General features: G+C 32.7%; 23 protein-coding genes and 1 tRNA gene. 14 read left to right on the forward strand and 10 right to left on the reverse strand.

What is annotated here, in order from left to right; translation table 11 throughout:
* Nucleotides 1–15: 15 nt before the first annotated feature.
* Complete coding sequence (locus tag E0F91_RS01705) at nt 16–300, reverse strand: DUF493 family protein (protein ID WP_132064631.1); 285 nt, start codon at nt 298–300, stop codon at nt 16–18.
* Between the two features lie 147 nt (nt 301–447).
* On the opposite strand from E0F91_RS01705, the gene E0F91_RS01710 reads away from it, so the two are divergent.
* The 5 genes from E0F91_RS01710 (at nt 448) to E0F91_RS01730 (ending at nt 5019) form a co-directional block, all read left to right on the forward strand.
* Complete coding sequence (locus tag E0F91_RS01710) at nt 448–987, forward strand: AAA family ATPase (protein ID WP_132064632.1); 540 nt, start codon at nt 448–450, stop codon at nt 985–987.
* A 59-nt stretch (nt 988–1046) separates the two neighbouring features.
* Entirely contained in the window at nt 1047–2942 is a 1896-nt protein-coding gene (locus E0F91_RS01715; RefSeq protein WP_132064633.1) for a RecQ family ATP-dependent DNA helicase, read from the forward strand.
* Nucleotides 2942–3889 carry a methionyl-tRNA formyltransferase gene (gene fmt / locus E0F91_RS01720; protein WP_132064634.1) on the forward strand — a complete coding sequence of 316 codons (948 nt, stop codon included), beginning with the start codon at nt 2942–2944 and terminating at the stop codon, nt 3887–3889. The genes E0F91_RS01715 and fmt overlap by 1 nt, the downstream gene beginning before the upstream one ends.
* 178 nt (nt 3890–4067) lie before the next feature.
* On the forward strand, nt 4068–4340 hold the full coding sequence (locus tag E0F91_RS01725) for an HU family DNA-binding protein (protein ID WP_073017033.1): 273 nt from the start codon (nt 4068–4070) through the stop codon (nt 4338–4340).
* 118 nt (nt 4341–4458) lie between these two features.
* Complete coding sequence (locus E0F91_RS01730; protein ID WP_132064635.1) at nt 4459–5019, forward strand: YqgE/AlgH family protein; 561 nt, start codon at nt 4459–4461, stop codon at nt 5017–5019.
* Here the strand turns inward: E0F91_RS01730 and E0F91_RS01735 are convergent.
* Complete coding sequence (locus E0F91_RS01735; protein WP_132064636.1) at nt 5016–5855, reverse strand: aminotransferase class IV; 840 nt, start codon at nt 5853–5855, stop codon at nt 5016–5018. The genes E0F91_RS01730 and E0F91_RS01735 overlap by 4 nt on opposite strands.
* A gap of 55 nt (nt 5856–5910) precedes the next feature.
* Nucleotides 5911–6303, reverse strand: coding sequence for an START-like domain-containing protein (locus E0F91_RS01740; protein ID WP_091203555.1), 393 nt, complete (start codon nt 6301–6303; stop codon nt 5911–5913).
* A 154-nt stretch (nt 6304–6457) separates the two neighbouring features.
* Between E0F91_RS01740 and E0F91_RS01745 the strand changes: the two genes are divergently transcribed.
* The 3 genes from E0F91_RS01745 (at nt 6458) to E0F91_RS17655 (ending at nt 8485) form a co-directional block, all read left to right on the forward strand.
* Nucleotides 6458–6531, forward strand: a tRNA-Met gene (locus E0F91_RS01745).
* A 53-nt stretch (nt 6532–6584) separates the two neighbouring features.
* Nucleotides 6585–7949, forward strand: coding sequence for a tyrosine-type recombinase/integrase (locus tag E0F91_RS01750; RefSeq protein ID WP_132064637.1), 1365 nt, complete (start codon nt 6585–6587; stop codon nt 7947–7949).
* 281 nt (nt 7950–8230) lie between these two features.
* The gene (locus tag E0F91_RS17655; RefSeq protein ID WP_165930075.1) at nt 8231–8485 is read left to right on the forward strand and encodes a hypothetical protein; all 255 of its coding nucleotides are present in this window, start codon (nt 8231–8233) and stop codon (nt 8483–8485) included.
* A gap of 1 nt (nt 8486) precedes the next feature.
* Here E0F91_RS17655 and E0F91_RS01755 read toward each other — a convergent pair whose 3' ends face one another.
* From E0F91_RS01755 to E0F91_RS01785, 7 genes are all read right to left on the reverse strand, one after another.
* The gene (locus E0F91_RS01755; protein ID WP_132064638.1) at nt 8487–9179 is read right to left on the reverse strand and encodes a M48 family metallopeptidase; all 693 of its coding nucleotides are present in this window, start codon (nt 9177–9179) and stop codon (nt 8487–8489) included.
* Nucleotides 9180–9181: 2 nt separating this feature from the next.
* Entirely contained in the window at nt 9182–12343 is a 3162-nt protein-coding gene (locus E0F91_RS01760; protein ID WP_132064639.1) for a type I restriction endonuclease subunit R, read from the reverse strand.
* A gap of 161 nt (nt 12344–12504) precedes the next feature.
* Nucleotides 12505–14394: an AAA family ATPase gene (locus E0F91_RS01765; protein WP_132064640.1), complete on the reverse strand. Its 1890-nt coding sequence runs from the start codon at nt 14392–14394 to the stop codon at nt 12505–12507.
* Between the two features lie 11 nt (nt 14395–14405).
* Nucleotides 14406–15665, reverse strand: a complete 1260-nt coding sequence (locus E0F91_RS01770) for a restriction endonuclease subunit S (RefSeq protein ID WP_132064641.1) — start codon at nt 15663–15665, stop codon at nt 14406–14408.
* A gap of 322 nt (nt 15666–15987) precedes the next feature.
* Entirely contained in the window at nt 15988–17805 is a 1818-nt protein-coding gene (locus E0F91_RS01775; RefSeq protein ID WP_132064642.1) for an RNA-binding domain-containing protein, read from the reverse strand.
* 92 nt (nt 17806–17897) lie between these two features.
* A complete protein-coding gene (locus E0F91_RS01780; protein ID WP_132064643.1) occupies nt 17898–19421 on the reverse strand; it encodes a type I restriction-modification system subunit M in 1524 nt (507 codons plus the stop codon).
* A gap of 1 nt (nt 19422) precedes the next feature.
* A complete protein-coding gene (locus E0F91_RS01785) occupies nt 19423–19986 on the reverse strand; it encodes a restriction endonuclease subunit S (protein ID WP_132064644.1) in 564 nt (187 codons plus the stop codon).
* Nucleotides 19987–20095: 109 nt separating this feature from the next.
* On the opposite strand from E0F91_RS01785, the gene E0F91_RS01790 reads away from it, so the two are divergent.
* From E0F91_RS01790 to E0F91_RS01815, 6 genes are all read left to right on the forward strand, one after another.
* On the forward strand, nt 20096–21097 hold the full coding sequence (locus E0F91_RS01790; RefSeq protein ID WP_132064645.1) for a hypothetical protein: 1002 nt from the start codon (nt 20096–20098) through the stop codon (nt 21095–21097).
* 92 nt (nt 21098–21189) lie between these two features.
* On the forward strand, nt 21190–21486 hold the full coding sequence (locus tag E0F91_RS01795; protein ID WP_132064646.1) for a helix-turn-helix domain-containing protein: 297 nt from the start codon (nt 21190–21192) through the stop codon (nt 21484–21486).
* A gap of 2 nt (nt 21487–21488) precedes the next feature.
* Nucleotides 21489–21950: a hypothetical protein gene (locus E0F91_RS01800; RefSeq protein ID WP_132064647.1), complete on the forward strand. Its 462-nt coding sequence runs from the start codon at nt 21489–21491 to the stop codon at nt 21948–21950.
* A 79-nt stretch (nt 21951–22029) separates the two neighbouring features.
* A complete protein-coding gene (locus E0F91_RS01805; RefSeq protein WP_132064648.1) occupies nt 22030–23085 on the forward strand; it encodes an AAA family ATPase in 1056 nt (351 codons plus the stop codon).
* Complete coding sequence (locus tag E0F91_RS01810) at nt 23085–23285, forward strand: hypothetical protein (RefSeq protein WP_132064649.1); 201 nt, start codon at nt 23085–23087, stop codon at nt 23283–23285. Before E0F91_RS01805 ends, E0F91_RS01810 begins: the two co-directional genes overlap by 1 nt.
* A gap of 60 nt (nt 23286–23345) precedes the next feature.
* Nucleotides 23346–24350, forward strand: coding sequence for a DUF6371 domain-containing protein (locus tag E0F91_RS01815; protein WP_279432778.1), 1005 nt, complete (start codon nt 23346–23348; stop codon nt 24348–24350).
* The last annotated feature ends 476 nt before the right edge of the window (nt 24351–24826 follow it).

Consider the following 24826-nt stretch of genomic DNA (forward strand, 5'->3'; position numbering starts at 1 on the left):
AATCTTGTGTTGTATTTAAAGGGAAATAATACCTTTTATTGTAGAAACTTCTAGGTATTTATCTACTATTTCTTGTGCATCTTTCATAGTGACATCAACAGATATGCTGGTAAACTTTCCTGTCTTGGATTTTCTGGTTTTAATAACCGCGCCCATACAATCAAAAGCCAACTCTACTCGCTCTACATTGTCACTTTCTGTTGGTACAATAAATTTAAATAAGTATTCTGCTGGCCATGTATTACTCATATCCAACTCCACTTTTAATCTATCATAAAATTCTTCAGTCTTCTTATCCATTTTCTATTTAAAAATAAAGGCAAATATACGGTTTCAAACGTAAATTATGAATTTTGAATTATGATTTTTTGTCTAATCGCATTTTAACCGCAATGATTTTTTCAAATCCCGATAAGTTTAAGTAAATTTGCCCCTTATTTTTTAAAAGTGCAAAAAGAAATCATAGTTATCATTGGCGGTCCAGGAACAGGTAAAACCACTATTATCGACGGATTGGTCGCTAGAGGACATTGTTGTTATCCCGAAATTTCCCGGGAAGTGACTTTGGAAGCAAAAAAACAAGGAATCGAGCAATTGTTCCTTGAAAAACCTTTGTTATTCAGCGAATTACTTCTTGAAGGAAGAAAGAAACAATTTCAAAATGCTACAAAAGAGCCTCACGAAGTTGTGTTTATCGATCGTGGAATTCCCGATGTTTTGGCTTACATGCATTATATTGGCGACAGCTATCCTGCTACTTTTGATGCCGCTTGCCGCGAACATACCTACTCAAAAATATTCATTCTTCCGCCTTGGGAGGAAATTTATATCAGCGATCACGAACGTTACGAAAACTTCGAACAAGCAAAACTCATCTACAATCATCTTACGGAAACCTATCAGAATTACGGTTACGAACTGATAGAAGTTCCAAAAGACACGATGGATAACAGAATTCTTTTTATCTTAGATGAAATTTCTAAATAGGCTACAGGCTTAGGAATTAAGCTTTGGACTGTTTTTCAATGAAATGAAATCTTAACTTTATGCAAGAAGCAGTAGCTATTCTTCAAAAATATTGGAAGCACGACAAATTCAGATCGCTGCAAAAGGAAATCATCGATTCCGTTTTAAGCGGTCATGACACTTTTGCATTGATGCCAACTGGCGGCGGAAAATCAGTTTGTTTTCAAATCCCCGCTATGATGAATAAAGGCATTTGCCTCGTCGTCTCGCCATTGGTAGCGCTGATGAAAGATCAAGTCGCCAATTTGCAAAAGCGAAACATCAAAGCGATCGCATTAACAGGCGGAATTCGATCCGAGGAAATGATTGATTTATTGGACAATTGCCAATTCGGAAATTACAAATTCCTTTATTTATCACCAGAGCGTCTTCAGTCCGATTGGATTTTGGAACGAATAAAAAATCTTCCTATCAATTTAATCACCATCGATGAAGCGCATTGCGTTTCCCAATGGGGACATGATTTCCGACCTGCTTATTTAAAAATTTCGGAATTAAAAAAGCATTTTCCAACAGTGCCCTTTTTAGCCTTGACCGCCACTGCGACGCCAAGAGTCAAAGAAGATATTATCAGTGAGTTGGGATTACACAAACCTCAAGTTTTCGAAAAATCATTTGCCAGAGAAAATATTGCTTACATGATTTTTGAGGTCGAGGATAAACTTTTTAGAATAGAACAAATTCTGAAGAAAAATCCTCAACCTTCCATAATATATGTGCGAAACAGAAAATCGTGTTTGGATATTTCTTCCCAACTGAATTCGTTAGGATTTAAAGCTACGTATTATCACGGCGGACTTTCGTCCAAAGAAAAAGACAAAAACATGCAGTCTTGGATGAACGAAGAAGTGCAAGTTATTGTGGCTACCAATGCCTTTGGAATGGGAATTGACAAAGCCAATGTAAAAACGGTCATCCACATTCAGCTTCCAGAAAACATGGAAAATTATTATCAGGAGGCAGGACGTGCGGGAAGAAATGGAGAACGAGCTTTTGCGGTTTTATTGACCAGTCCATCCGATAGTATTCAGGCTCAAAGCCAATTCATTACTGTTCTTCCCGATAAAAAGTTTTTGAATCTCATGTATGTCAAGCTCTGTAACTATTTTCAAATCGCTTACGGAGAAGGAATCAACGAACAATTCAACTTCAATTTGCATCATTTTTGTATAAAATATGAATTCCCAACCTTGAAAACGTACAATGCGATGCAATTCTTGGATAGACAAGGAATCATTAGCTTGTCTCAAGAATTTTCAGAAAAAATTACGCTACAATTCTTGATTTCATCGAAAGAAGTGATTCGGTATATGAGTTTAAATCCAAACGACGAGGAAATTATTTTAGCCATTTTGCGCACGTATCCAGGAATTTACGAAATGCAAACCGCGTTCAATCTGCAGCTTATTGCCAAAAAATCAAATCATAAGGAAACTGAAATCCAAGCTGTTTTGCATAAATTAAAAGAAAAAGAAATTATAGATTACCATTCGAAAAATAATGACGCCACATTAATTTTCAATGAAGTTCGCGAAGATGACAGAACCATCAATCGGGTTTCAAAACATTTAGAGAATCAAAATCAATTAAAGAAAGAGCAGCTTCAATCTGTAATCCACTACATCAGTGAGAAAAAAGTATGCAAAAACAAGTTGATTCTAAATTATTTCGGTGAAAAAACAACCGTTGATTGTGGCATTTGTTCGTTTTGCATTACTAAGAAAATAAAGAAAAAAGATGTATCGCTGCTTTCTAAAGCAATTATTGCTTTATTACAAGCCGAAGATTTAAATTCGAGAGACATTCAAAATAAAACTAAAAATAGTCCGGACGAAGTTATTGGCGTACTGCAGGATTTATTAGAAAACAACACAATTTTGGTTAAACCAAATAACAAATATACTTTACGATCATAATGGAAAAATTACGAATTGTTTTTATGGGTACACCCGAATTTGCGGTGGGAATATTAGACACAATAATCAAAAACAACTATGAGGTTGTAGGTGTCATCACTGCTGCAGATAAACCAGCAGGTCGCGGACAAAAATTAAAGTATTCTGCAGTAAAAGAATATGCATTGGCAAACAACCTTACTCTACTTCAGCCTATCAGTTTAAAAGACGAGACTTTTTTATCGGAATTGAAAGCGTTGAACGCTAATTTACAATTTGTAGTTGCATTTAGAATGTTACCAAAAGTGGTATGGGAAATGCCCTCTTTAGGCACTTTTAATCTTCATGCTTCACTCCTGCCGAATTATCGCGGAGCTGCACCGATTAATTGGGCAATCATCAATGGAGAAACTAAAACTGGGGTCACCACTTTTTTTATCGATGATAAAATTGATACTGGGGCAATGATTTTAAGTTCAGAAATTCCAATTGATGAAACTGAAAATGCAGGACATTTACATGACCGATTAATGGAATTGGGAAGCAAGACCGTTATTGACACTTTGGAAATGATAGAAAAAGGAAATGTGTCGAGAGAAATCCAAAAAGACACCGCCGATATTAAAACAGCTTACAAACTCAACAAAGAAAATTGCAAAATAGATTGGACAAAATCAGCTCAGGAGATAAACAATCTGATTCGGGGTTTGAGTCCTTATCCAGCAGCTTGGTGTTTCTTTGCAGATAAGACTGAAGAATGGAATGTAAAAATATATGAAGCCAAAATAATTTCTGAGGAGCATAACCATACAATTGGAAGTTTAATATGTACCAAAAAAGAAATAAAAGTTGCACTAAAAAACGGATTTATCCAAATCCTTAATTTACAATTTCCAGGCAAAAAGAAAATGAGTACACCAGAATTACTAAATGGTCTTGCATTTTCAGTTGATGCAAAAGCTTATTAAAGTCAACAAAAACGGGGTTTTTTTGACTTTAACGGGAAATAATTGATGATTTATCAACAAAAAAATTAAGTTATCAACAAAATAAACTAAATTAACATAAAACACTTGCAAGGAACGTATTTCCTATTAAATTTGTGTATTAACAATTTTTTATAACCAACAATTAATAACTATTATTATGAACAAATCAGAATTAATCGATGCTATCGCTGCTGATGCAGGAATAACAAAAGCTGCAGCAAAATTAGCTTTAGAGTCATTTTTAGGAAATGTAGGAGGTACTTTGAAAAAAGGTGGAAGAGTATCTTTAGTAGGTTTCGGATCTTGGTCTGTTTCTGCTAGAGCTGCAAGAGACGGTAGAAATCCTCAAACAGGAAAAACTATCCAAATCGCTGCTAAGAATGTAGTGAAATTTAAAGCAGGTGCAGAATTAGAAGGTGCTGTAAACTAGTTTTAGTTCGCCCTATATAAGCAAAACCTTCCATCTGGAAGGTTTTTTTATACGTTTCAACGATTTTATTTGGCACTCTTATAATAAAAAACTTAAATTTAATAAAAAATCTAATCCCATGATCACAGATAAATTAAAAAAAGGATATTTGCTTATAGCAGAGCCTACAATAATAGGGGATTTGTCGTTCAATAGATCGGTAATTTTATTAGCTGACTATAATGAAGAGGGGTCCGTTGGTTTTATAATTAACAAGCCCTTAAAGTACACGATACATGATTTAATACCAGATGTTGATGCACGCTTTAAAATTTACAACGGCGGTCCAGTGGAGCAAGACAATCTATATTTTATACATAACATTCCAGAACTGATTCCCAACAGTATTGAGATATCGAATGGAATTTATTGGGGAGGAGATTTCGAATCTACAAAAGAACTGATCAATAAAGGAGCAATTAGCAACGATAACATCCGATTTTTTTTAGGATATACGGGCTGGCATGAAAACCAATTAGAAAGCGAAATGGAAAGCAATTCATGGATCATCACCGCTAATAGCTACGAGAACAAAATCATAGGAAAATCAGCAACGCATTTCTGGAAAGAACAAATCATGGAATTAGGCGGAGAGTATGTCATATGGTCCAATGCTCCAGAAAATCCATACCTAAATTAGGTACTGCTGATCATTTCATTAAGTTTTTCTAACAGTTGCAGCGCTGTATTCGTTTCAAAACTTTTTTTACGGTATTGGGTTATCGGTTGAATTCCCTTTATAACATTGGTAACAAATAACTCATCTGCTTTTTGAAGATCAAACGGAGAGATTACTGCCTCTTTCACTTCTAAATTTCCTATTTTTTTCGCCAAATTTAGAATTTGTCTTCGCATCACACCATTTAAGCACCCTTCAGAAACGGGCGGCGTAATTAATTTATTTCCTACTAACATAAAGAGATTTCCTTGCAATGCTTCAACCACATTTTTACTATCGTTTAGCAACAAGCAATTGTCTAAACCATTTTCATCTGCAAAAATACTTCCTGTTATATTTATTATTTTATTGGTCGTTTTTATTGACGAAAGTAATTGTTTAGTAATATAGAAGTCCTTGTATAAATCTACTTCATAATTCTTTTTTTCAATTGCATATAAAGTATTTTCTAGTGGTTGACTGTGAATTAGAAACGATATTGTATTATTTTGTGGTAAATAATAGCCACCATCATTTCTATATACCGTAATACGAGCACGAGCAGAAGCCGAGCAACCATTTGTAGCTACCACCGAAAGAATTTGCTCTTCCAAATATTCCATAGTAAAATTCATGGGGATTTCCATTCGAACCACCCGCATGGAAGACATCAATCTAAAGTAATGATCTTCCAAAAAAAGAATTTTATTGTTTATTATTTTAACTGTTTCAAAAACACCATCACCGTATAAAAAAGCACGGTTTTCGGTCAATATATTGTCGTCTTGCGACACGATAGTTCCATTAAAATTAATCATAAAAAAAGCCCTAAATTTTATTCAGGGCAAATATAAGTCATAAAATATGATTTTACTATACAGAACCAATGAGATGTTTCAAATCCGAAATTTGATTTTCCCATAATAGTGTAGCTTCATCTACCTCATCTTTGAGAGCAAAATCAACAACCATTAAAGAAACATCTTTGGTAAGTTCGTCGACTAAGATATGCAATTCAAAAAAGTACTCGGTATCCTTACTATTTTCATCAACCCATTTGAATTTCACCTTTTCACCTGTTTTCTTCGAGGCTAATCTTGCTTTTTCCTCGGAGTCATTCCAGATAAAAGTAAAAAATTCACCACGAGAATTCACATTATCGGCGAACCATTCAGACAGACCTGATGGAGTCGATATATATTGATACAATAATTGAGGCGAGGAATTTATGGGGAACTCGATTTCGTAACGTACTTTTTGATCCATGAGCTGCGTTTTATTTTTCCGAAATATATAGAATATAACTACATAAAAAAAGTCTTTTTAAAAATATTTTTTTTTCTTCAAAATATGCTTGCAAGCTGTATTATTATTTTTATATTTGCACCCGCGTTCAAGGGCAGTATTCCTTGAAACATTTGGCGAGATAGCTCAGTCGGTTAGAGCGCAGGATTCATAACCCTGAGGTCCCGAGTTCAAATCTCGGTCTCGCTACTAGATTAAAATCAACAGGAATGCGGCTTAGTGTACACTAAGCCGCTTTTTTTATGCAATCAATTTCACTACTTTTACGTGCCGTACACGTTTCCGTACACGATTTGCCTATGAAACTTAACTACAACACACCTAAATTATACACTGGAGGAATTGATATTTCACGATGGAATAAGCTCTCCAAAGCTGAACAAAAAGAAGCTCTTTCTAAGGAATGGTATCTCTATTATTCTTTTAGAGACTCCAAAACCAAAAAATTAGTTCGACAAAGCAATATAAAAGCAGGTGTCAATTTATTAAAGACAAAAGAGGAACGAGTAGAATGTTTAGAGATTCTTAAAATAAATCTTTTACATTTATTAAGAAGAGGTTTTGATCCAAATGAAAAAAACACCGCTCTTATCAATGAAGTTTTAAAGATTGAGAAGACAGTTGAACCAGAAGTTACTTTTCCTGCAACTGCAATTGCTCCACAAGCCAGTGAAACTAAAATCGAAGTTCCTGTAATTTCTATTCCTCACGAAATGACAATTCGCGAAGCCTTTGATTTTGGATTAAAGATTAAAGCTAAAGTAATAAACAAAACTTCCTATAGTGGGTTGCAAGGAAGAATCAATCGATTTTTAAAATGGCTGGATCTTGATGGCAGTTCTATTAATGGGATCTCCACTTTGGACAAAAAAACTATTATCAATTATTTGAATTTAGTTTTAGAAAATACTAGCGCACGTAACAGAAACAACACCCGTATCGATTTAAGTTCATTGGTTACAGTACTAGTTGATAATGAAATCATAAAAGATAATATTGTTACAAGTATTAACACATTAAAATCCACTCCTGAAAGAAACAAAACCTACTCTACCAATCAGGAAATTGCTTTATTAAAATATCTCCAAGAAAACGACGAAATATTACTTTTATTTATACAGTTCATATACTATAACTTTTTAAGACCTGTAGAAGTTTGCAGACTCAAAATAGGTGATTTAGATTTAAAAGGCAAAAAACTATTCGTTAGAGCCAAAAACAAGGCTGTCAAAATAAAAATCATACCTCAAAAACTAATTGATTTATTACCTGATATATCGAAAATGAATTCTACCGATTACTTATTTACTCCAACACAAATTGGAGGAGAATGGGATGCGGAAGAAAAAAACAGAAGAGATCATTTCTCCAAGCGTTTTAGAACTGTAAAAGATCAATTTCAATTAGGAAAGGATTATGGGCTTTATAGTTTCAGACACACCTCAATAACCAACTTATATAAAGAGTTAAACAAAACCCTTACTCCTTTTGAAACTAAAAGTACTTTAATGCAAATCACGGGACATCAAACTATGGAGGCACTTGAAAAATATCTACGTGATATTGATGCTGCTTTACCTGAGGATTATTCTCATTTACTTAAATAAAAAAATTAATAGAAAAATATATCATAAACTACGACGGAGAGCATCTAGACGAACTAGTCAGGAAAATAAATTTAATGCAAGGAATCCCTTTATCAGATATTAGAATCAAAGATTTAGTATTTAATCGTTTAGATGGAGAACCTATTCGAACTGGTTGCGGAGTTTATATCTTTAAGAACTTTGAAAGAACATATTATGTAGGAAATTGTGTTGCCAGAAATTTTGTTGAGCGTATACCTGCTCATTTTGACATTAGGCCTGTCGGATAGTTTAATAGCTTATTGAAGTCAATAATTAAAGATAAAAATATTTCATTAAGGGATATAAGTGGCAATGAAATCAATTACGAATTAGAAACTTCAGCCCAATTTGCTTTTGACAATCTCAATTTAATTTTGATAAATTTCCCAACCTACAGCAAAGATCAAATTAATAATCTCGAGACGTTATTAGCGCAAAAACTCAATCCAATAAATAAAAGATTTAGAAGATTAAAAAACAATACAATTCCATACAACGAACAGAATTTAATATAAATTAACCAAACTCCTCTAACTTCTTTTTCCAACGCTCCCACAATGGATTTTCTTTGGTTTGTAGATCAAAGAACTTTTGAGTATGATTGTGGTGTACTAAATGACATAATTCATGGATAATAACATACTCTATACAGCCTTTAGGAGTTTTGACTAATTCAGGGTTTAAGATAATCTTTCCTTCTGGTGTACAACTCCCCCAACGAGTTTTCATTTCTTGAATATAGATTCCAGTGGGTTCTACATTGTATTTTTTAAATTTCTCTATAATAGGTTCTGCAATAGCTTGAAATTTTTCTTTAGCTTTTATGCGATACCAATCATTTAGTAACTCTTTAGCTTTGTTTTTATTTTTAGTATTGATTTGAATGTAACGCCCTTTGTAATGCACTTCATTTTTTTTATCCTCAATAATTTCAATACGGTATTGCTTTCCTAAATAAAAATGAGATTCTCCCGTAACATATTTTTTATCATTGGGTTTTGGATAAAAGGTCAAAAAGAAGTTGAGCTGCTTGATAATCCAAGGCGCACGCTTTCTAACTTTAGCCTCTATTAATTCGAAGGAGGATTCTACAGGTGCTTTAACTACAATTCCCATATCAGGATTGACTGTAATACCTAATGTCTTACGTTTTGTATACAAAATTGTATACACTATCTCCTTAGATCCAAAATTAAGGGTATGCAACATGATTATCTGTAATTTAACTTTGCAATCTCAATACACTTCTCTGCCATTTCATCGGCTTTTTCTATTGAAACATGCATTTCATCAATTAAAAACTCTCCTATGTAGAATGTCATTTTTCTAATAATGTCAGGTTTTGTACTCCAGTCTACAATCGAATATTGTTTGATAATTTGATCTACTTCCATGGCAAACGGAATGGTATAATCATCTGAAATAAAATCATTTGCTTTTGCTAAACGATAAAACGGAATCACTTTGTCATTTTGCAAAATAGCTTCGGGAATATCGTCTGATTTTTTACTAATCGCCTGTTCTCTTAATTCCTTCAATCTATTAATCGCCACCACGTCAGAAATCCGTAAGGCTCGTAAATCAGATATGGTTTCCCGAATCAACTCAGATAGTTTTTTATAAAAAATTGGATCTTCATCCATTCGTTCCGAAATATGTTTTGCTGTTCTACTAGCAATCGTTTCTGCTTTAGCACGAGTACCAACCACCTTTTCTAGCTCTTTTTCGAATGCTTTTGCATCTAATATCGATACTTGCTCCGTTAATCGAATCACCTCTTCGGTGGTTACATGCTGATCCAACAGTTTCTGCAATTGCTTTTCGTATTTCTTAAAATCGATTTTATCTGAATAGGTATTTATAATCGAAATTCTCAATTGCGCATAAAACTTAAAATGGGTTTTATATAGCTCTTTTGTTTTGTCAGGAGTATTATTTTCGAAATCTATAGAAGAAAAAGCTAATTTTAAAATTTTAGCAAACTCCAAAAACTTCTGATAATAATCTACTCGAATCGCTTCATCTGTTAGCAAGGCAGCATAACTACTTATGTCCCATTTATTAGCCACATGCTTAAAAATAGCGTTCAATTCTGTATGTAATTGAGGTAATTTTGCAATCTCTGTTTTAATATCGGTAAAAGTCCCCGCTAAATCATCATCGTCAAACTCGTTGAAATCTGAATAAGCATTCATAGCTTCATTTAGCTCTCCGATGATTCCTTCATAATCTACAATAAAACCATATTCTTTGCCCTGAGAAACACGGTTTACCCTTGCAATAGCTTGTAACAAGGTATGGTCGCGTAATTTTCGACAAACGTACATAACTACTACTCTCGGTTCATCAAATCCAGTTAACAACTTGTCGATTACAATTAATAATTCTGGATAATCTGTTTTTTTAAAGTCTCGAATTAAGCGAACATCAAAATCTTTTCCGTGTTTGACTTCCATTTGTCTCCAGAAAGCAACTACTTCATTGCTGGGTTCACCATGAATATCGTCATTGCCTTCACGAGTATCTGGAGCTGACATAATCACTTCGCTGGTAACTTTGCCAATCAAGTCAAACGCTTTCTTGTATTTGACCGCTGTAGCTTTATCTGGTGTCACTACCATTCCTTTAAAACCACTGCGCTCGCCTGTTTTATCTAATCCCCAATTTTGAGTGTAGTGATCGGATATATCCCTTGCAATTTCATCAATACGTTGTTCTGTTTTTGAAATTAAATTAGCTCTACTGAATTTCTTTTTCAAATCAACCTTTTCATAATCGCTTAATGGTTCTGATACGCTATCAAAACCTCGGTCTAATGCTTTTTGATTAACATCTTGCACAGCATGACGGCCTTCGTAGATAATGGGTACAATTGCACCATCTTCTACCGCTTGCAAAATAGTATAAGCATCAATAATGCCACCAAATTTCTGAGCGGTACTCTTTTCTTTTTTCATCAAAGGCGTTCCTGTAAAAGCTAGAAAACACGCATTTGGCAACACCTTTTGCATTTTTACATTGAAGGTTCCGTATTGCGTTCTATGGCCTTCATCAATCAAAACAAAAATGTTTTCACTTTCTAATGGAGTTGAACCCAATTGATTTACAGCTGCTTCAAATTTATTGACAATCGTAGTAACCACGGCATCACTTTTACTTTGCAGCAGTTCTACCAGTTGATTACCCGTTTTAGCATTGTATACAGGTACCTCTACACTCCTAAAAGTATCTGTAATCTGAGTATCTAAATCTACACGATCCGTAACTAATATTATTTTTGGATTTCTGATGGTGAGATAAATCTTTCTGGCCAACATAGCCATAGTAAGTGATTTTCCACTTCCTTGGGTGTGCCAAACCACTCCGCCGTTTCTTTTTCCACCTTCGGTAATCTGAATTCTTTTGATGATTTTATTGATAGCAAAAAACTGTTGGTAACGGGCAATTTTCTTGCGTGTACCGCCTTCAAACAAAACAAAATCTTGAATTAAAGCCAACATTCGTTCCGGACGACAAAGAAAATACAAATAACGGTCTTGTTCGCTAACGGTTACTTGCTCCTTTTCTTTGAGTTCAATAATGCGTTGCTCCCACTCTTTTCTGTTAAGGAATAATTTTGCTTTTTGGGTCCCACTCAAAGTTTGGTTTACTAAATCTAAAATTATTTTTTCGTTCTCTTCACTTTTCTCTTTCCATGAAGCCCAAAACTCTTCTTTAGTATCTGTCGTAGCATATTTAGCTTGCAATGTAGAAATACTCAACAATAACTGACTATAAATATATAAATGTCTGATACCATCTTCCTGTTGGTTTCGGGTATGTTGCGAAATCGCTTCGGTAATGGGCTCTTTGATATCGGGGCGTTTACACTCGATAATTGAAAGCGGAATACCATTGATAAACAAAACTATATCTGGACGATAATGATCTTTGCTACCAGTGCGCATGACACTAAATTCCTCGGTTACATGAAACACATTGTTCTCAAAGTTTTTCCAATCAATGTATTGCATGGTGAAACTCTTTTTATCTCCATCAATACTTTGCTCCAAAGCCTTCCCCAGCGTAATCATTTCGTAGATTTTTTTACTGGCAGCAATGTAGCCATCATTCATAGGAATGTCTTTGAGTGCCTGAATACCGTTTTCGATATTAGCATCACTAAACAAAGCCATTTTGGTAGAACTGACCTGAATACTATTGATTTCGTTCAGTTGTTTCCTTAAAATAGGTTCTAAAATAACCGAAGCCGTTTTATTCCCTCGTAGGTTATCTACCTCCTCTGGACTTAAATAAGTATAGCCTAACTTTTGCAATAATTGCAAAGCTGGAATTTGTGATACTTGGTCTTCTTTGAAGGATGGAATATTCATATTTTAATCTTTATTTTCAAAATAGTCTGTAAATTCTGCGTTCACTATCATAAATAACATAAACAGACATTGTATATTCATTATATATATATATATATATATATATATATATATATTATATAGCAATACTCTCAAGTAACAAATTTTTAAAAATCTGTAACTTAATTTTTTAGTCTTTTAATTTCTGAAAACCAATGTTTCATTTCATCATAACCACCTCTTTCTACAATTCTATCTACTGTCATTTTTTCCACTGCTAATTGGTTTAATAGCTGCTTTTTTTGACTAGATTTCTCTTTCTTTTTCAATTCCTCTAAAACAGCCCAATCATTACCCGAATTGGTATATAAATTTTCTGCAACTTTAAAAGGTACGTCGTCAGTATCCGTTATTTCAGTTAGAGTACAAATATTTCCATTGGCAATATAAGCTTCATTAATGGCATTATGGTGCAAGTAACTTTCAAGCTCCTGTTTTGTCGTATTAAAAGCAATTTTATTTGGATTACCTTCTGCATTAATTTTTGCTACATACCCAATATAAGCAGGTACATCGCTATCATAAATATGAACTTGAGGTTTTCCAAGACCTTCAAGATAATTGTTTTCGATATAATGCTTTAATGACGATCCCCCAACAATCACCCAAGCTATATCATCTGAATTTAAATCCAAAATATTATTGTCTTGTGCATTTAAAATCAAACTGTATCTTTTCAATCCATTTACATCGTGATTTCCTTCTACAAAAATTATAATCTTAACTTTATCAGCAGGATTAGGTAAAATTCCTAAAGTTTGAATAATTTTTTGAATTGTAGCTTCGTTCTTTTCTCCTGTCACATAATCTAAACCATATTCAACTAATAAAGCATCTGGAACTTGAGAAATGTATCGTAATGATTGGATTGGTATTTCCCTAACTAAGTTTGCATTATGAGAAGTAAACATAACTTGTGTGTTATTTTGCTCACTCAATTCAATTAATGATTTAATAAGTAACAGTTGATGGTTAGGATGTTGTGAGGTTTCCGGTTCTTCTATGGCATAAATAATTGAAGGAGCATTAATGTCCGATTTTCTTTTTTCGGCTTGAGCTTGAAAAAAACTCAATAAAACAAGCCTTCTAACACCGCTACCTCTTTTATTTAATGGAATGTTGTTTTCATTCATCAATGTCAAATCAAAAACACTTTTCCAAGAAGGAGATTTTTTAAAATCTGTCTTTAATTTCTCTGCTAATGAGCTGTCAATATCTTTTAGCTTTGCAATAATTCCATCAGCAACCTCCGAAGATTTTTCTCTTACCTTTTCTTCGATTTGTTCCAATAAAACTCTAATTTCTGGCAGTGCTAATGTTTCATCAACAGCACTTTTCATTGGATCCTGAACATCTTTATCTTTGTCTTCTAGTGGTTTATCAACTTTAAATAAGGTAAATATGGGTAACATTACTTTTAACTTACCCCAAATAGTTTTTAAATTACTTTCAGAAGACAAACTTCCATCAACTTTAATCTCTTTCAATGCTCTATCACCACCTATAAATTCTCTTATTGCTCTTCTTAAAGCTGGGTTCTGATTTTTCGGAACACCTGTTAAATCAATTCCAAGTTCTTCTTCAGCCTTTAAAATTAGTGTGTCTTTTTTTAAACTTAATAAATTATCAATTCTTAAATCTACAGGGTAAAAACAATTTATAAATATTGATTTTGAAACAGTTGCTCCTACACTATACCTTCTTACTATCTCTAATTCATCATTCTCATTTAAAAGGCCTTCTTCTTTTGGTGAAGTTGGCACTGTAGCATCCAAAACAATTTTATCAGGAATTCCTGAGAAAAAACAAGTTACCTCTATAACATTACTATCCCCATTACTAGATAAATCTCCTGCATCAATGTTATCATTAAAGAAAGCATCTAAAGCCTCAATTATTGTAGATTTTCCAATATCATTTTTTCCAATTATACAAGTTAAATCATCAACAATAAAAACTGTTTCAGTATTATAACATCTAAAATTTTTTAATTTAATTTTTTCTAATTTCATATACTTTCATTTTAAAATTCCAGCCTCTTCTTCCCAGTGAATAAAACCTGCATCAAGCCTTTTTTCTGGTCTTTGAGTTGTTGCAACTTATTTTTTAATAATTGTATTTCTTCGTCAGCACATTGTAAAATATTGGCAATAGTGGTTTGTTCTTTATATTCTGGAACCTTTATTTTTAATCCAAAAAAATCATTTGGAGTAACATTTAATAAACCGTGTGCTCTTCCTCCTTCATGTGCTATTTTGGTCAAGCCTTTGTCTAATGAATTTACTTCAAAAAATTGTTCAAAAAACTCTCCTGAATTACTAGCTTCACTTTTTATCCTAAAACATATATAGAGTGTTGTTACTACCGCTTTATCAAAGTCTGTTAATCTTTTAGTTGCACCCCAAGGATAACCGTTAGAGTAACTTTTGTTATAACAAAAATCACCTTTTTGGACTAAAAAATAATTATCCAAAACATCACTTGCAACAATCTTATTGAAATAATCACCTTGTCTTATAAACCCTCTTTGCGCCGAAATTGTCACAACATTAGTATTTACCTCTACATTTTTACTTGTAACCCTTTCAAATACATCTCTCAACCTCATTTCCTTCCACTCTACACTATACCCTTTCAATCGTTTTTTACCTGAAAGCAATTGTTGCATTACCGCTTTTTTGTTCAATTCTTTTTGAGCAATAAGTTGGGTTTGTGTTGCAATGGCTTTGTCCCAAGTAGAAAGACAATTGGCTATGGCGTTTTGTTCTGGGAGAGGCGGGATTGGGAGTTTTAAAGATGAATATTCGGAGCTATTAATTCCAGGCTGACCACTTCTCATACTAACTGACGTAACCCAATCCCAATATGGTTTTGACTTAGTAAATGACCATAAAAAATAATCATTTGCTTTTGAAGTATCTACTCTAAATCTAATTAAGAAACCTGCAAATACTAATTTTCCGTCATTCTCATTATATAAATATGATTTCCCAACAGTTGCACCAGTTCTAACAAAAACCAAATCATTTTTATTTAGATAAAAATTACTTGAATTAACATCATTTACTGACTTTTTCTTCTCAGAACTAAAATTTCCTTCATCGTCAATATCAGTAATTCTTATATAAATTGGCAGTTGTTCGTCAAAATCAACGGCCGCAGCGTTTATTCCATAATCACCTTTGATAGTTATTACTTCCCCCAATGTTTTCACTTCCCAATCCTCAGGAATTAAACCTAAAGGAGAATTTTTGTAATTGGTTTTATGTTGTGTTGTGTTCATTTTATTCAAACTATTTTATTTTCTACTGTTAATTGAAAACCTCCAGAACCAGCAAACAAATCTATTATTGATTTTACAACGGTTGTTCTAAGTTTCGATTTCTGCAAACAAATCTGCAAACAAAAATCAGTTAAAACACTGATAAATAACCTTTTTTTGTTTGCACTGTTTTGCATTTTCATTCTAAATATTGTTTTTATTGCAAACAAAAAAGTCACAATTTCGTTTGCATTGCTTTGAAAGTCGTTGTTTTTGCAAACGAAACCTGCAAACGAAACTTCGATAAATCCCCTACTTTACTGGGTTTTTCGTTTGCAAAGTTTTACTTTATTCTTTCATACCATACTTTTCTATTATCTCTTCTAAGTTCTCTAATTAGACTATTTTCCTTCATTTCTGAAAACAACCTACTTATAAAATAAATATCATTATCGCCAAGAATCAAAAGTTTTCTTGCTCCTTCATTATCAATTTCATCTGCTGTATCAAGGTAACGCAAAATAGCCTCAATTTGCTTCGCTTTTTCTTGCTTTTTTAATTTAGAATAACTGATTTTATCATCTGTGGAAATTAACTTTGTTTGATGAATAATGTATTTTACACCTGAAGTTTTACCCGTAGTTTCAATAAATTCAATCTCTTGTAATTCTTTCAAAATCATTCGCAATTGATATTGATTGACAAAGGGATTAGCTTCTAATTGATGAAACGTTATCTTCTTTTCTGTGTAGATAGTGTTGAGTACTAATAACTTTTCAAGGTCAATATCTGAGCCTGTAATTTGCTTATACTCATAACTCAATTCTGCGAGTTTTTCAGAATAAACATCGGCATCAATTCTAAAAATTATAGAGTGTTCATTTTGTATTGATTTGGGTAATTTTTTCCCTTTAGAAAGTAAAGCTGTGAAAATTTTATCAAATCCTGTTCCTGCTTTTTCTGCATAGCTTACTTCTCGCATTACATCCATAATGTTTGGATTGCGAGGATTTGTTTTTCTTAAAAAATTTGTTTCATCAATGCCCTGAGGAAAATGTCCTGGACTTTCAAACTCAATATAGTTTGGATATTTTCTAATTTCAATGATTTGTTGTCTGCTATAATCACGATGGACAATTGCATTAATTAACATCTCACGCAAAACAATTTCAGGGTAATCATCGATATAATCTCTAAACAATCCGAAATGAAATTCTTTTACCTTTATTTCTGATTTTAATTGCCTAAAACAAGCATCAGCAATTTCAATTAAATTCCCAGAATATTCGAATGGTTTATAACTACCATCTTCATAATATCTAATGTATTTTATTTGACTATAAGGCATTTCTTTTAATGCTTTGCCATTACCAATAAATAAAATCCCTGTTGTCGTAGGTAGCTGAATTCCATTTTCTTCTTTAACCAATCCTAAAGTCTCGGTAAATTCATTAGCAGTATTTTTTAAATAAGGACTTTTAGGTTTTTCACTTTGAATTTTGGAAAACAATAAACGAGTTCTATCGATATCTTGCCAACCCGGAATTGGGTTTCCTTGTTTATCTTGATGTACAGATGCAAATGGTAAGTCCCAAGTTTTTTGATCGTATACAATTAGTCCTTTCTCAGATTGAATAGTAGCTATTTCATGAGGTTCAATTGCTCTATTGCCATCGTTACTTCTAATTAAATATTCACTTTTTGAAGTACGGTGCATTTGTCGTGAAAATGGAATTTCAAGCACTAGAACTTCACTATTATTAATTTTAAGTTTGTGAGGATGTAAAGTTATTGAAGGAACCGTTCTGTCTTGAATTTGTCTAATTAGTTCAAAAATTTTTGCATCTGTAGCTATAAAGCTCGGATTTATTTCTTTAGTATCATCAACAATTCCAACAAACAGAAATCCACCTTTTTTATTTGCAAAAGCAACAACATCTTTAGCAAGCTCTTCATATTTTGGAGCAAAATTTTTAATTGATTTACCAAAAACAACTTTGTCATCAAGTTGCTCTTTAAAATCAAGAATATCACATTCTCCTTGAGCCAGAAGATTGTAAAACCATTGAATGCTATGTTTTGTATACTTGTGCATAATTAAAAGTAGTTTGTAATAAATATTAAATTTTGTGATACACGGACAAAAGCCTGTTGCTTGCATCTATTTTATCAACATGTACACAAAAAGAGTATTTTGTATACATGTTTTTAAAACGTATACATAAAACCATCATTTCATGTACACATCTTGCGCTAATCAATTAACTCTTGCAAGTATTTTTCCATCTGAATTTGTACTTCTTTCAATTCCACCTCCAGTTTCCCAATTTCTTGTTGCACAGCCTGAATATCGATTATATCTTCTTCTTCGAAAGTATCAACATATCTAGGGATATTAAGATTGAAATCATTCTCCAGAATTTCATCAAAAGTAGCTACGAAACTGTATTTTTCTTCGGCTAATCCGCTTTTCAATTTTCCGTTGTGAAAATCATCATAGGTCGCTACAATTTTGGCAATGTCTGAATCACGTAACTTATTTTGGTTTTTACCACTTTCAAAATGTTTGCTGGCATCAATAAAAATAATATCGGTATTTTTTCCTTTGTCTTTATTGAAAACCAAAATGGCCGCAGGAATACCTGTTCCAAAAAATAAATTGGCAGGCAAACCAATTACGGCTTCCAGCAAATTGTCTTCAATGGTTTTTTGACGAATCTTCCCTTCGCTGCTTCCTCTAAACAAAACGCCGTGAGGAACTACAACACCTGCCTTCCCTGTTTCGTTCAAAGTTTCGATCATGTGACTGATAAAAGCCCAATCACCTTTGCTTTTGGATGGAACACCACGCCAAAAACGGTTATAAACATCGCCCGTCGCCATATCAGCTCCCCATTTATCTAAAGAAAAAGGTGGGTTTGCCACTACAGTATCAAACTTCATTAAATAGTCGCCTTCTTTTAGTTTTGGGTTTCTAATCGTGTCACCCCAACGAATTGTGGCATTATCAAAACCGTGCAAAAACATATTCATCACAGCCAAAGCCCATGTACTTCCGTTGGCTTCTTGCCCATAAAGCGAAAAGTTATTGTCGCCAACTTCTCGTCCTGCCTTAATCAACAAAGAACCCGATCCACAAGTGGGATCACATATTCTTGCACCCGATTTTGACTTGGTGAGTTTAGCCAACAAAGTAGAAACTTCGCTTGGTGTAAAAAATTCTCCTGCTTTTTTCCCTGCATCACTAGCAAAGTTGGCTATCAGATATTCGTAAGCATTACCAATTACATCTTCACGCTCTAAATGAGAAGGACTCAAATCCAACACACTAAAATCAGTCAAAAGGTTTTTCAAACGATTGTTTTTGTCTTTTACTTCACCTAGATTACTGCTATTGAAATCGATGTTTCTAAAAATACCACTCCCATCTTCGCTGCTTAATTTCTCCCTATTGGCTTCTTCCAAATCAGCCAAAGCAATATTAATGAGTTCTCCAATATTACTTTCGTTTCTATGCTCGAATAAATGGTCAAAACCACAATGTTCTGGCAATACAAAACGCTCCATTTTTAAAGCTCTTTCAGTTCGAGCTTCATCATTATTATATTTCGCTAAATATTCAATTCGTTTTTCTTTATTTACATCACTAATGTATTTTAGAAAGAGCATCGTAAGTATGTAATCCTTATATTGAGACGGATCTATAACACCTCTAAAAGTACCACAAGCGTTCCATACGATTTGATTGATGTCTTTTTGATTTATTTTTGCACTCATGTTACTGTATTGATTTGTATGTTAGTTCGTTTATATATACTTGTTTCAATTGGATTATTTGTTGTTGCAATTGATTCTCCTTCTTTTGTAAATTTGAAAACTCTAAAATAGAATTTTGTTTCGACACTGAAGGTATTGGAATTTCTATTTGTTCTAATGTAGATTTGGTTATGGATGAAATTGCAGTTCCACGAGCCATACTCCATAATATAGCTTGTGACTTAGAATGATTAAGAAACCAAACCACATACTCTGGTAATATATTTTTTGCTTTCACTTGTAGTACTAAAAAAGTAGTTGAAGCGACAGCTGGTGCATACCTCCCATCATAAACCACAGCAAAAAACTCTCGACCTTTCACAGCAAAGAGAATGTCACCTTGTTTCAAAATATGTTTTTCTAACTTTGGTCCTACACTCAAAACGGGATTTAAGTTTTCTACCCACTTTTTATATGAATCAAAATCGGTTGACTGAATATAATAAACATCAGGATTTGTATCGCCTTTAGCAAATACTCCTGATTTCATCTTTATTATATCGGTTAGTTTATAGGTCATAAACATATTTAGTACACTGTATACTTAATTTTTTTTGTAAAGTTAATGAATTTTTATTAAGTTTGACAAAGAAACGAGAGTAAGTTTCGTACGAAACAATTAAAAATAAAGAAATATGAAATATTATGGCATTTTAGATCCTGAAGAAATAAATAAAATAGAAGATTTAACGATAGGAGATATTGAAAACGTATTACATGAGAAAGACATTTATCATAATGTATTTTCCCAAGAAACTTTCGAGAAATTATTGAAAGTTAATTTTACACCCGATTTTGAAGAGATAGAGATAAAAACTCAATTTGTCCCACCGATCGATTTAATAAATGAATTTAATGATTTTATATACAATACATATAAACATAAATTTATTAAATCAAAGTCTCAATATTTTACGGATTTCAATGAAACCTTTTATGGTTATGAATATTTCGATTTAAGAAAAGTTGCTTTAGAGGAATTTAATGAAATATATAAATCTCTTAATATCCTGCAAGTTTCGATGGTAGCCGAAAGTATTTCCGTCAACGGTATATCACATACACATTCAACTGGAAAATTATTTAAATTACATACTTACCATCATCAAGTAAAAAAAAAATTAGCGACAACTGAAAATCTAACTTCCTATTTAACTGGGGATTCATCTTACTATGACGCCACTTTCTTTAGTGAGTCTGTTGAAACACAAGACGCAATGTACATAGAGTTAATGGCGCAAATATTAGTTGAAATAAATGATAAATACCAGTTTGAAGAAGACTTATATTATTCTAAAAAAACTAGTGAAGCTTTCAAATACAAAGATTTTGATACTATTTTTAAAAACTTAAAATCGTATCGATTTACTAACTCAACTTTAGTCAATTATAAAAATTTAAAAAGATCACACATTGAAAGCCTTTACCAAGTGTTACTTGAGTTTGATTTAATTACTGATAATAAGAAAAACTTCATTGATTTTATAAAAGATCAATATAAGTTTAAACTAACTAAAATTGCTACTTTTATTCCTAAAGAAAATTTACAAAACGATAAAAGAGTTGGTGCTTTACGTCAACGTTGGCTAAATTTTGACGTCCCAAAAAGTAATTTAGACTTGTTTTTTGATTTCTGACATAAATTTCACTGTTTCTGACACTTTTTTAATTTGCTGATATTATACATGTTAAGTTAATTGCATATCAATTAATATTAACTAAATTTATCATGAACACTCAGCAATTTTTTCAATCATTTGACAACCTCCAAGAAGAGGTAAAAGAACTCAAAGCACTTCAAAAAAGAGTTCTACTGCTATTAGAAAACTTTAGACTTATCTCCGCAGACAAATCCTCCGTATTAGAAGACTGGATTTCTGTAAAGGAAACCTGCACGTTATTAAGTTGTAGCGAGGTTACTTTGTGGAAAATTCGAAAGGAAGGCATAATACCATTTACAAGAATCAAACGAACGATTCGATTTAAGAGAATTGATGTACTTAATTATTTAAACCAAATAGGATAATTATGAAATCAGTCCCCTTACACGTGCGTGTACCTGAATACCTCAGTGACAAGCTAAACGTCGAATCTGCAGACTCAGGCACTTCCAATTCGGAGGTACTTCGAAAAATCATCTCCAATCATTATACGGTAACAGAAAATGACATTTACAATTCCAATAAATTTATTTATCTCACTTCATGGATTTTTCAAAAAAAAGGATTTCCACAAGATTCCAGTAATAAACAAACTTTAATTGATCTCAAAAACATCACATTGGAGGTTATTAAAAACAATAGTCTTCCTTCAAATCTTATGGAAGAATTTGAAAAACTACTATTTGATCTTCAAAGATTCATTGCTGCGTATGGAACAGAAAATAACAAATTCCGATTTTGTGTGCTATACCATGAAGATACCTTCGATTACACAGGACTGGCTGATTATATAGCTTACAAAGCTTTTGAAAACAGAATTCAACTTTAAATCTATTTGTCTACAGAATGTATTACAGCTTGTCTTACATACTGTACTACATTCTGTAGACAATTTAAAATAATCAGATATGCCAGAACAGCACCCAAATAACTTACAAACACCAATTGACTTCAAAAAAAGCTTAGAAAATGACTTGAAAATTCCATTTGAAAACACGAGTGTGGAAGAAAGTCGAAGTTGCTTCATGATTAAGCCGATGAATGAATGGATTGAAGAAGCCAAAAATCGTCCAATTCCCAATATGCTATTCAGTGAATTATGGTATCAACGGGAGACTTGCATCTTATTTGCCGATACTAATTTAGGAAAATCAATACTAGCCTTACAAATATCAAATTCTATCAGTAAAGGGATTTCTATTAAAGGATTCAAGAACGAAGTTGAACCACAAAAGGTATTATACTTTGATTTTGAATTATCAGACAAGCAGATCGAAAATCGATATTCTAAAAGTTACACCGAACACTACGTATTCAATGAGAATTTAATAAGGGTAGAAATCAATCCTGAACAGGACATTCCTGCAAAATTCAAAGATTTTGAAGAATTTTTATGTTTTTCCTTAGAAAAAGCAATTATTGAAACTCAAGCTAAAATTATAGTTATTGACAATCTAACATACTTAAAGAATGACACTGAAAAGGCAAAAGAAGCTTTGCCCCTAATGAAATATATAAATAGTATCAAGAAAAAATATGGCCTATCAATATTAGTTCTTGCGCATACTCCTAAACGAGATTCCTCTAAACCTTTGAGTAAAAATGACCTGTCAGGCAGTAAAATGCTAATCAACTTTTGCGACAGCTGCTTTGCAATTGGTGAAAGTATACAAAAAAATGGACTGCGTTATATCAAGCAAATAAAACAGCGTAATACGGAACTAATCTACGACACCGAAAATGTAATTATTTGCACAATTGAGAAGCAGTCCAATTTTTTAGAATTTGTATTTGATAGCTATGATGATGAAATGGAACATTTGAAACCTCGAAATAACAGCGAACAAGTTAGTGAGATCATTAGATTAAAAAACCAAGGACTAAGTAATGTTGAGGTTGGAACACAATTAGGCATATCAGAGGGAACAGTTAGAAATAAAATAAAAAAAGCAGATAACACATAATGACAGCACAACTAACTTATCAAATAATACAGACTCTCACCGAAAAGGAGAGAACGCTGCTATTTGATATGTTAGAATCTGAAAAGAAATCTTTCTCTCTTGAAGAATTAATTACTCCAAAGCGCAAAAAACCAGCCCTAGATTTAGACGTAATGAAGTATTTAATTAAAACCTGTTTTAGTAAAAATAAAGACTCGTAATATTCGTAACATTCGTAAGTCCTACGAATGTTACGAAGTTTACGAATAGAAAATAGACCTATGTATCGTTACTCACTCGATAAATCCAGTAAAAAATTTCCCTGTCCAAGCTGTGACATGAAATCCTTTGTAAGGTATTTTGATAACGAACAAAATAGCTATGTAGAAGGCGATTTCGGTCGATGTGATCGGCAAACCAATTGCAAATGTCATTTAGCGCCCAAAAATAATGGTGCAATCACAACTCTTGAAAATGCTCCAGTAAAAGTAAAAGCATCTACATTAAATCCTGGATTACTAAATCGATCCAAAAAGAATTTCACACAGAATAATTTTGTTCAATTTCTAAGAATTCATTTTTCAGAAGAGGAAATAGAGCTAGTAATTGAAAAATATTTCATCGGAACGTCATCGCACTGGAAAGGAGCAACTGTGTTTTGGCAAATTAATGACCAAAATGAAGTTAGAACTGGCAAAGTCATGTTATATAATCCTATTTCAGGATCAAGGGTAAAGAAACCCTCCAATCACATAACATGGGTGCATAAGCTTCTTAAAATAGATCCTTTTAACCTAAAACAATGCTTATTTGGGTTGCATTTAAAAAACTCGAACAAATCTAAAACAATTGCAATTACGGAAGCTGAAAAAACTACTGTTATGATGAGTTTATTGCTACCTAAGTATACATGGATGGCAACGGGAGGCAAAGGAAACTTAAAAAGAGAATTACTATTACCTATTAAAGAATACAATATTGTTGTTTATCCCGACAAAGCAGAATTTGAAGACTGGAATAAAATTATAGCTGCATTACAAAGTGAAGGCTTCAGAATAAGATGTAGTCGATTTATAGAAAATTTAGATGTGCCTGTGGGTACTGATCTTGCCGACATTTACTTAGAACCTAGACAAAGCAATTTTATAATTCCCACTCAAAGAAAACAATCTAAAGTTGAAATTGAAGTACAAAGACTGGCAGAGATCAACCCCGAAATCCTAACTTTGATTTCTGTTTTTGATTTATTGGATGAAAATGATAATCCTATTATTAATATTAAATAAAATTGATTAATTTAGCTTAAATTTTTAATATTAACCAGTACACGATTTCGTACACACTTTTGATATAAATCTAGTAAAACAAGGATATTTTCGATAATTTTTAGGAAATTTAATCGAATTCATAACCCTGAGGTCCCGAGTTCAAATCTCGGTCTCGCTACAAAACAAACCCTTAAACAGCAATTGTTTAGGGGTTTTTTCATTTAAATAAATTCATCACTCCATGACGAATTGGAGTGACGAATATACAAAAAAGAACGCGTTATCACCTTGATAATATGAATAATACACCTTACAGAACGCAGGAATATTACTATTCAGTCTTCGCAAGAGTATTATATTTTATAAACTCATACCCTTTTTTAAAAGAAAGGATTTATATTTTGGATAGCATTACTTGATCTTAATATTTTACATAAATAAAACAGTTTAGATAAAATTATTTCCTTCAAACTAAACAAGACTATTTCCAAATC

Origin of the sequence: Flavobacterium sandaracinum, from assembly GCF_004349135.1 — a bacterium.
In the GTDB taxonomy this organism is placed as follows: Bacteria; Bacteroidota; Bacteroidia; order Flavobacteriales; family Flavobacteriaceae; genus Flavobacterium; species Flavobacterium sandaracinum.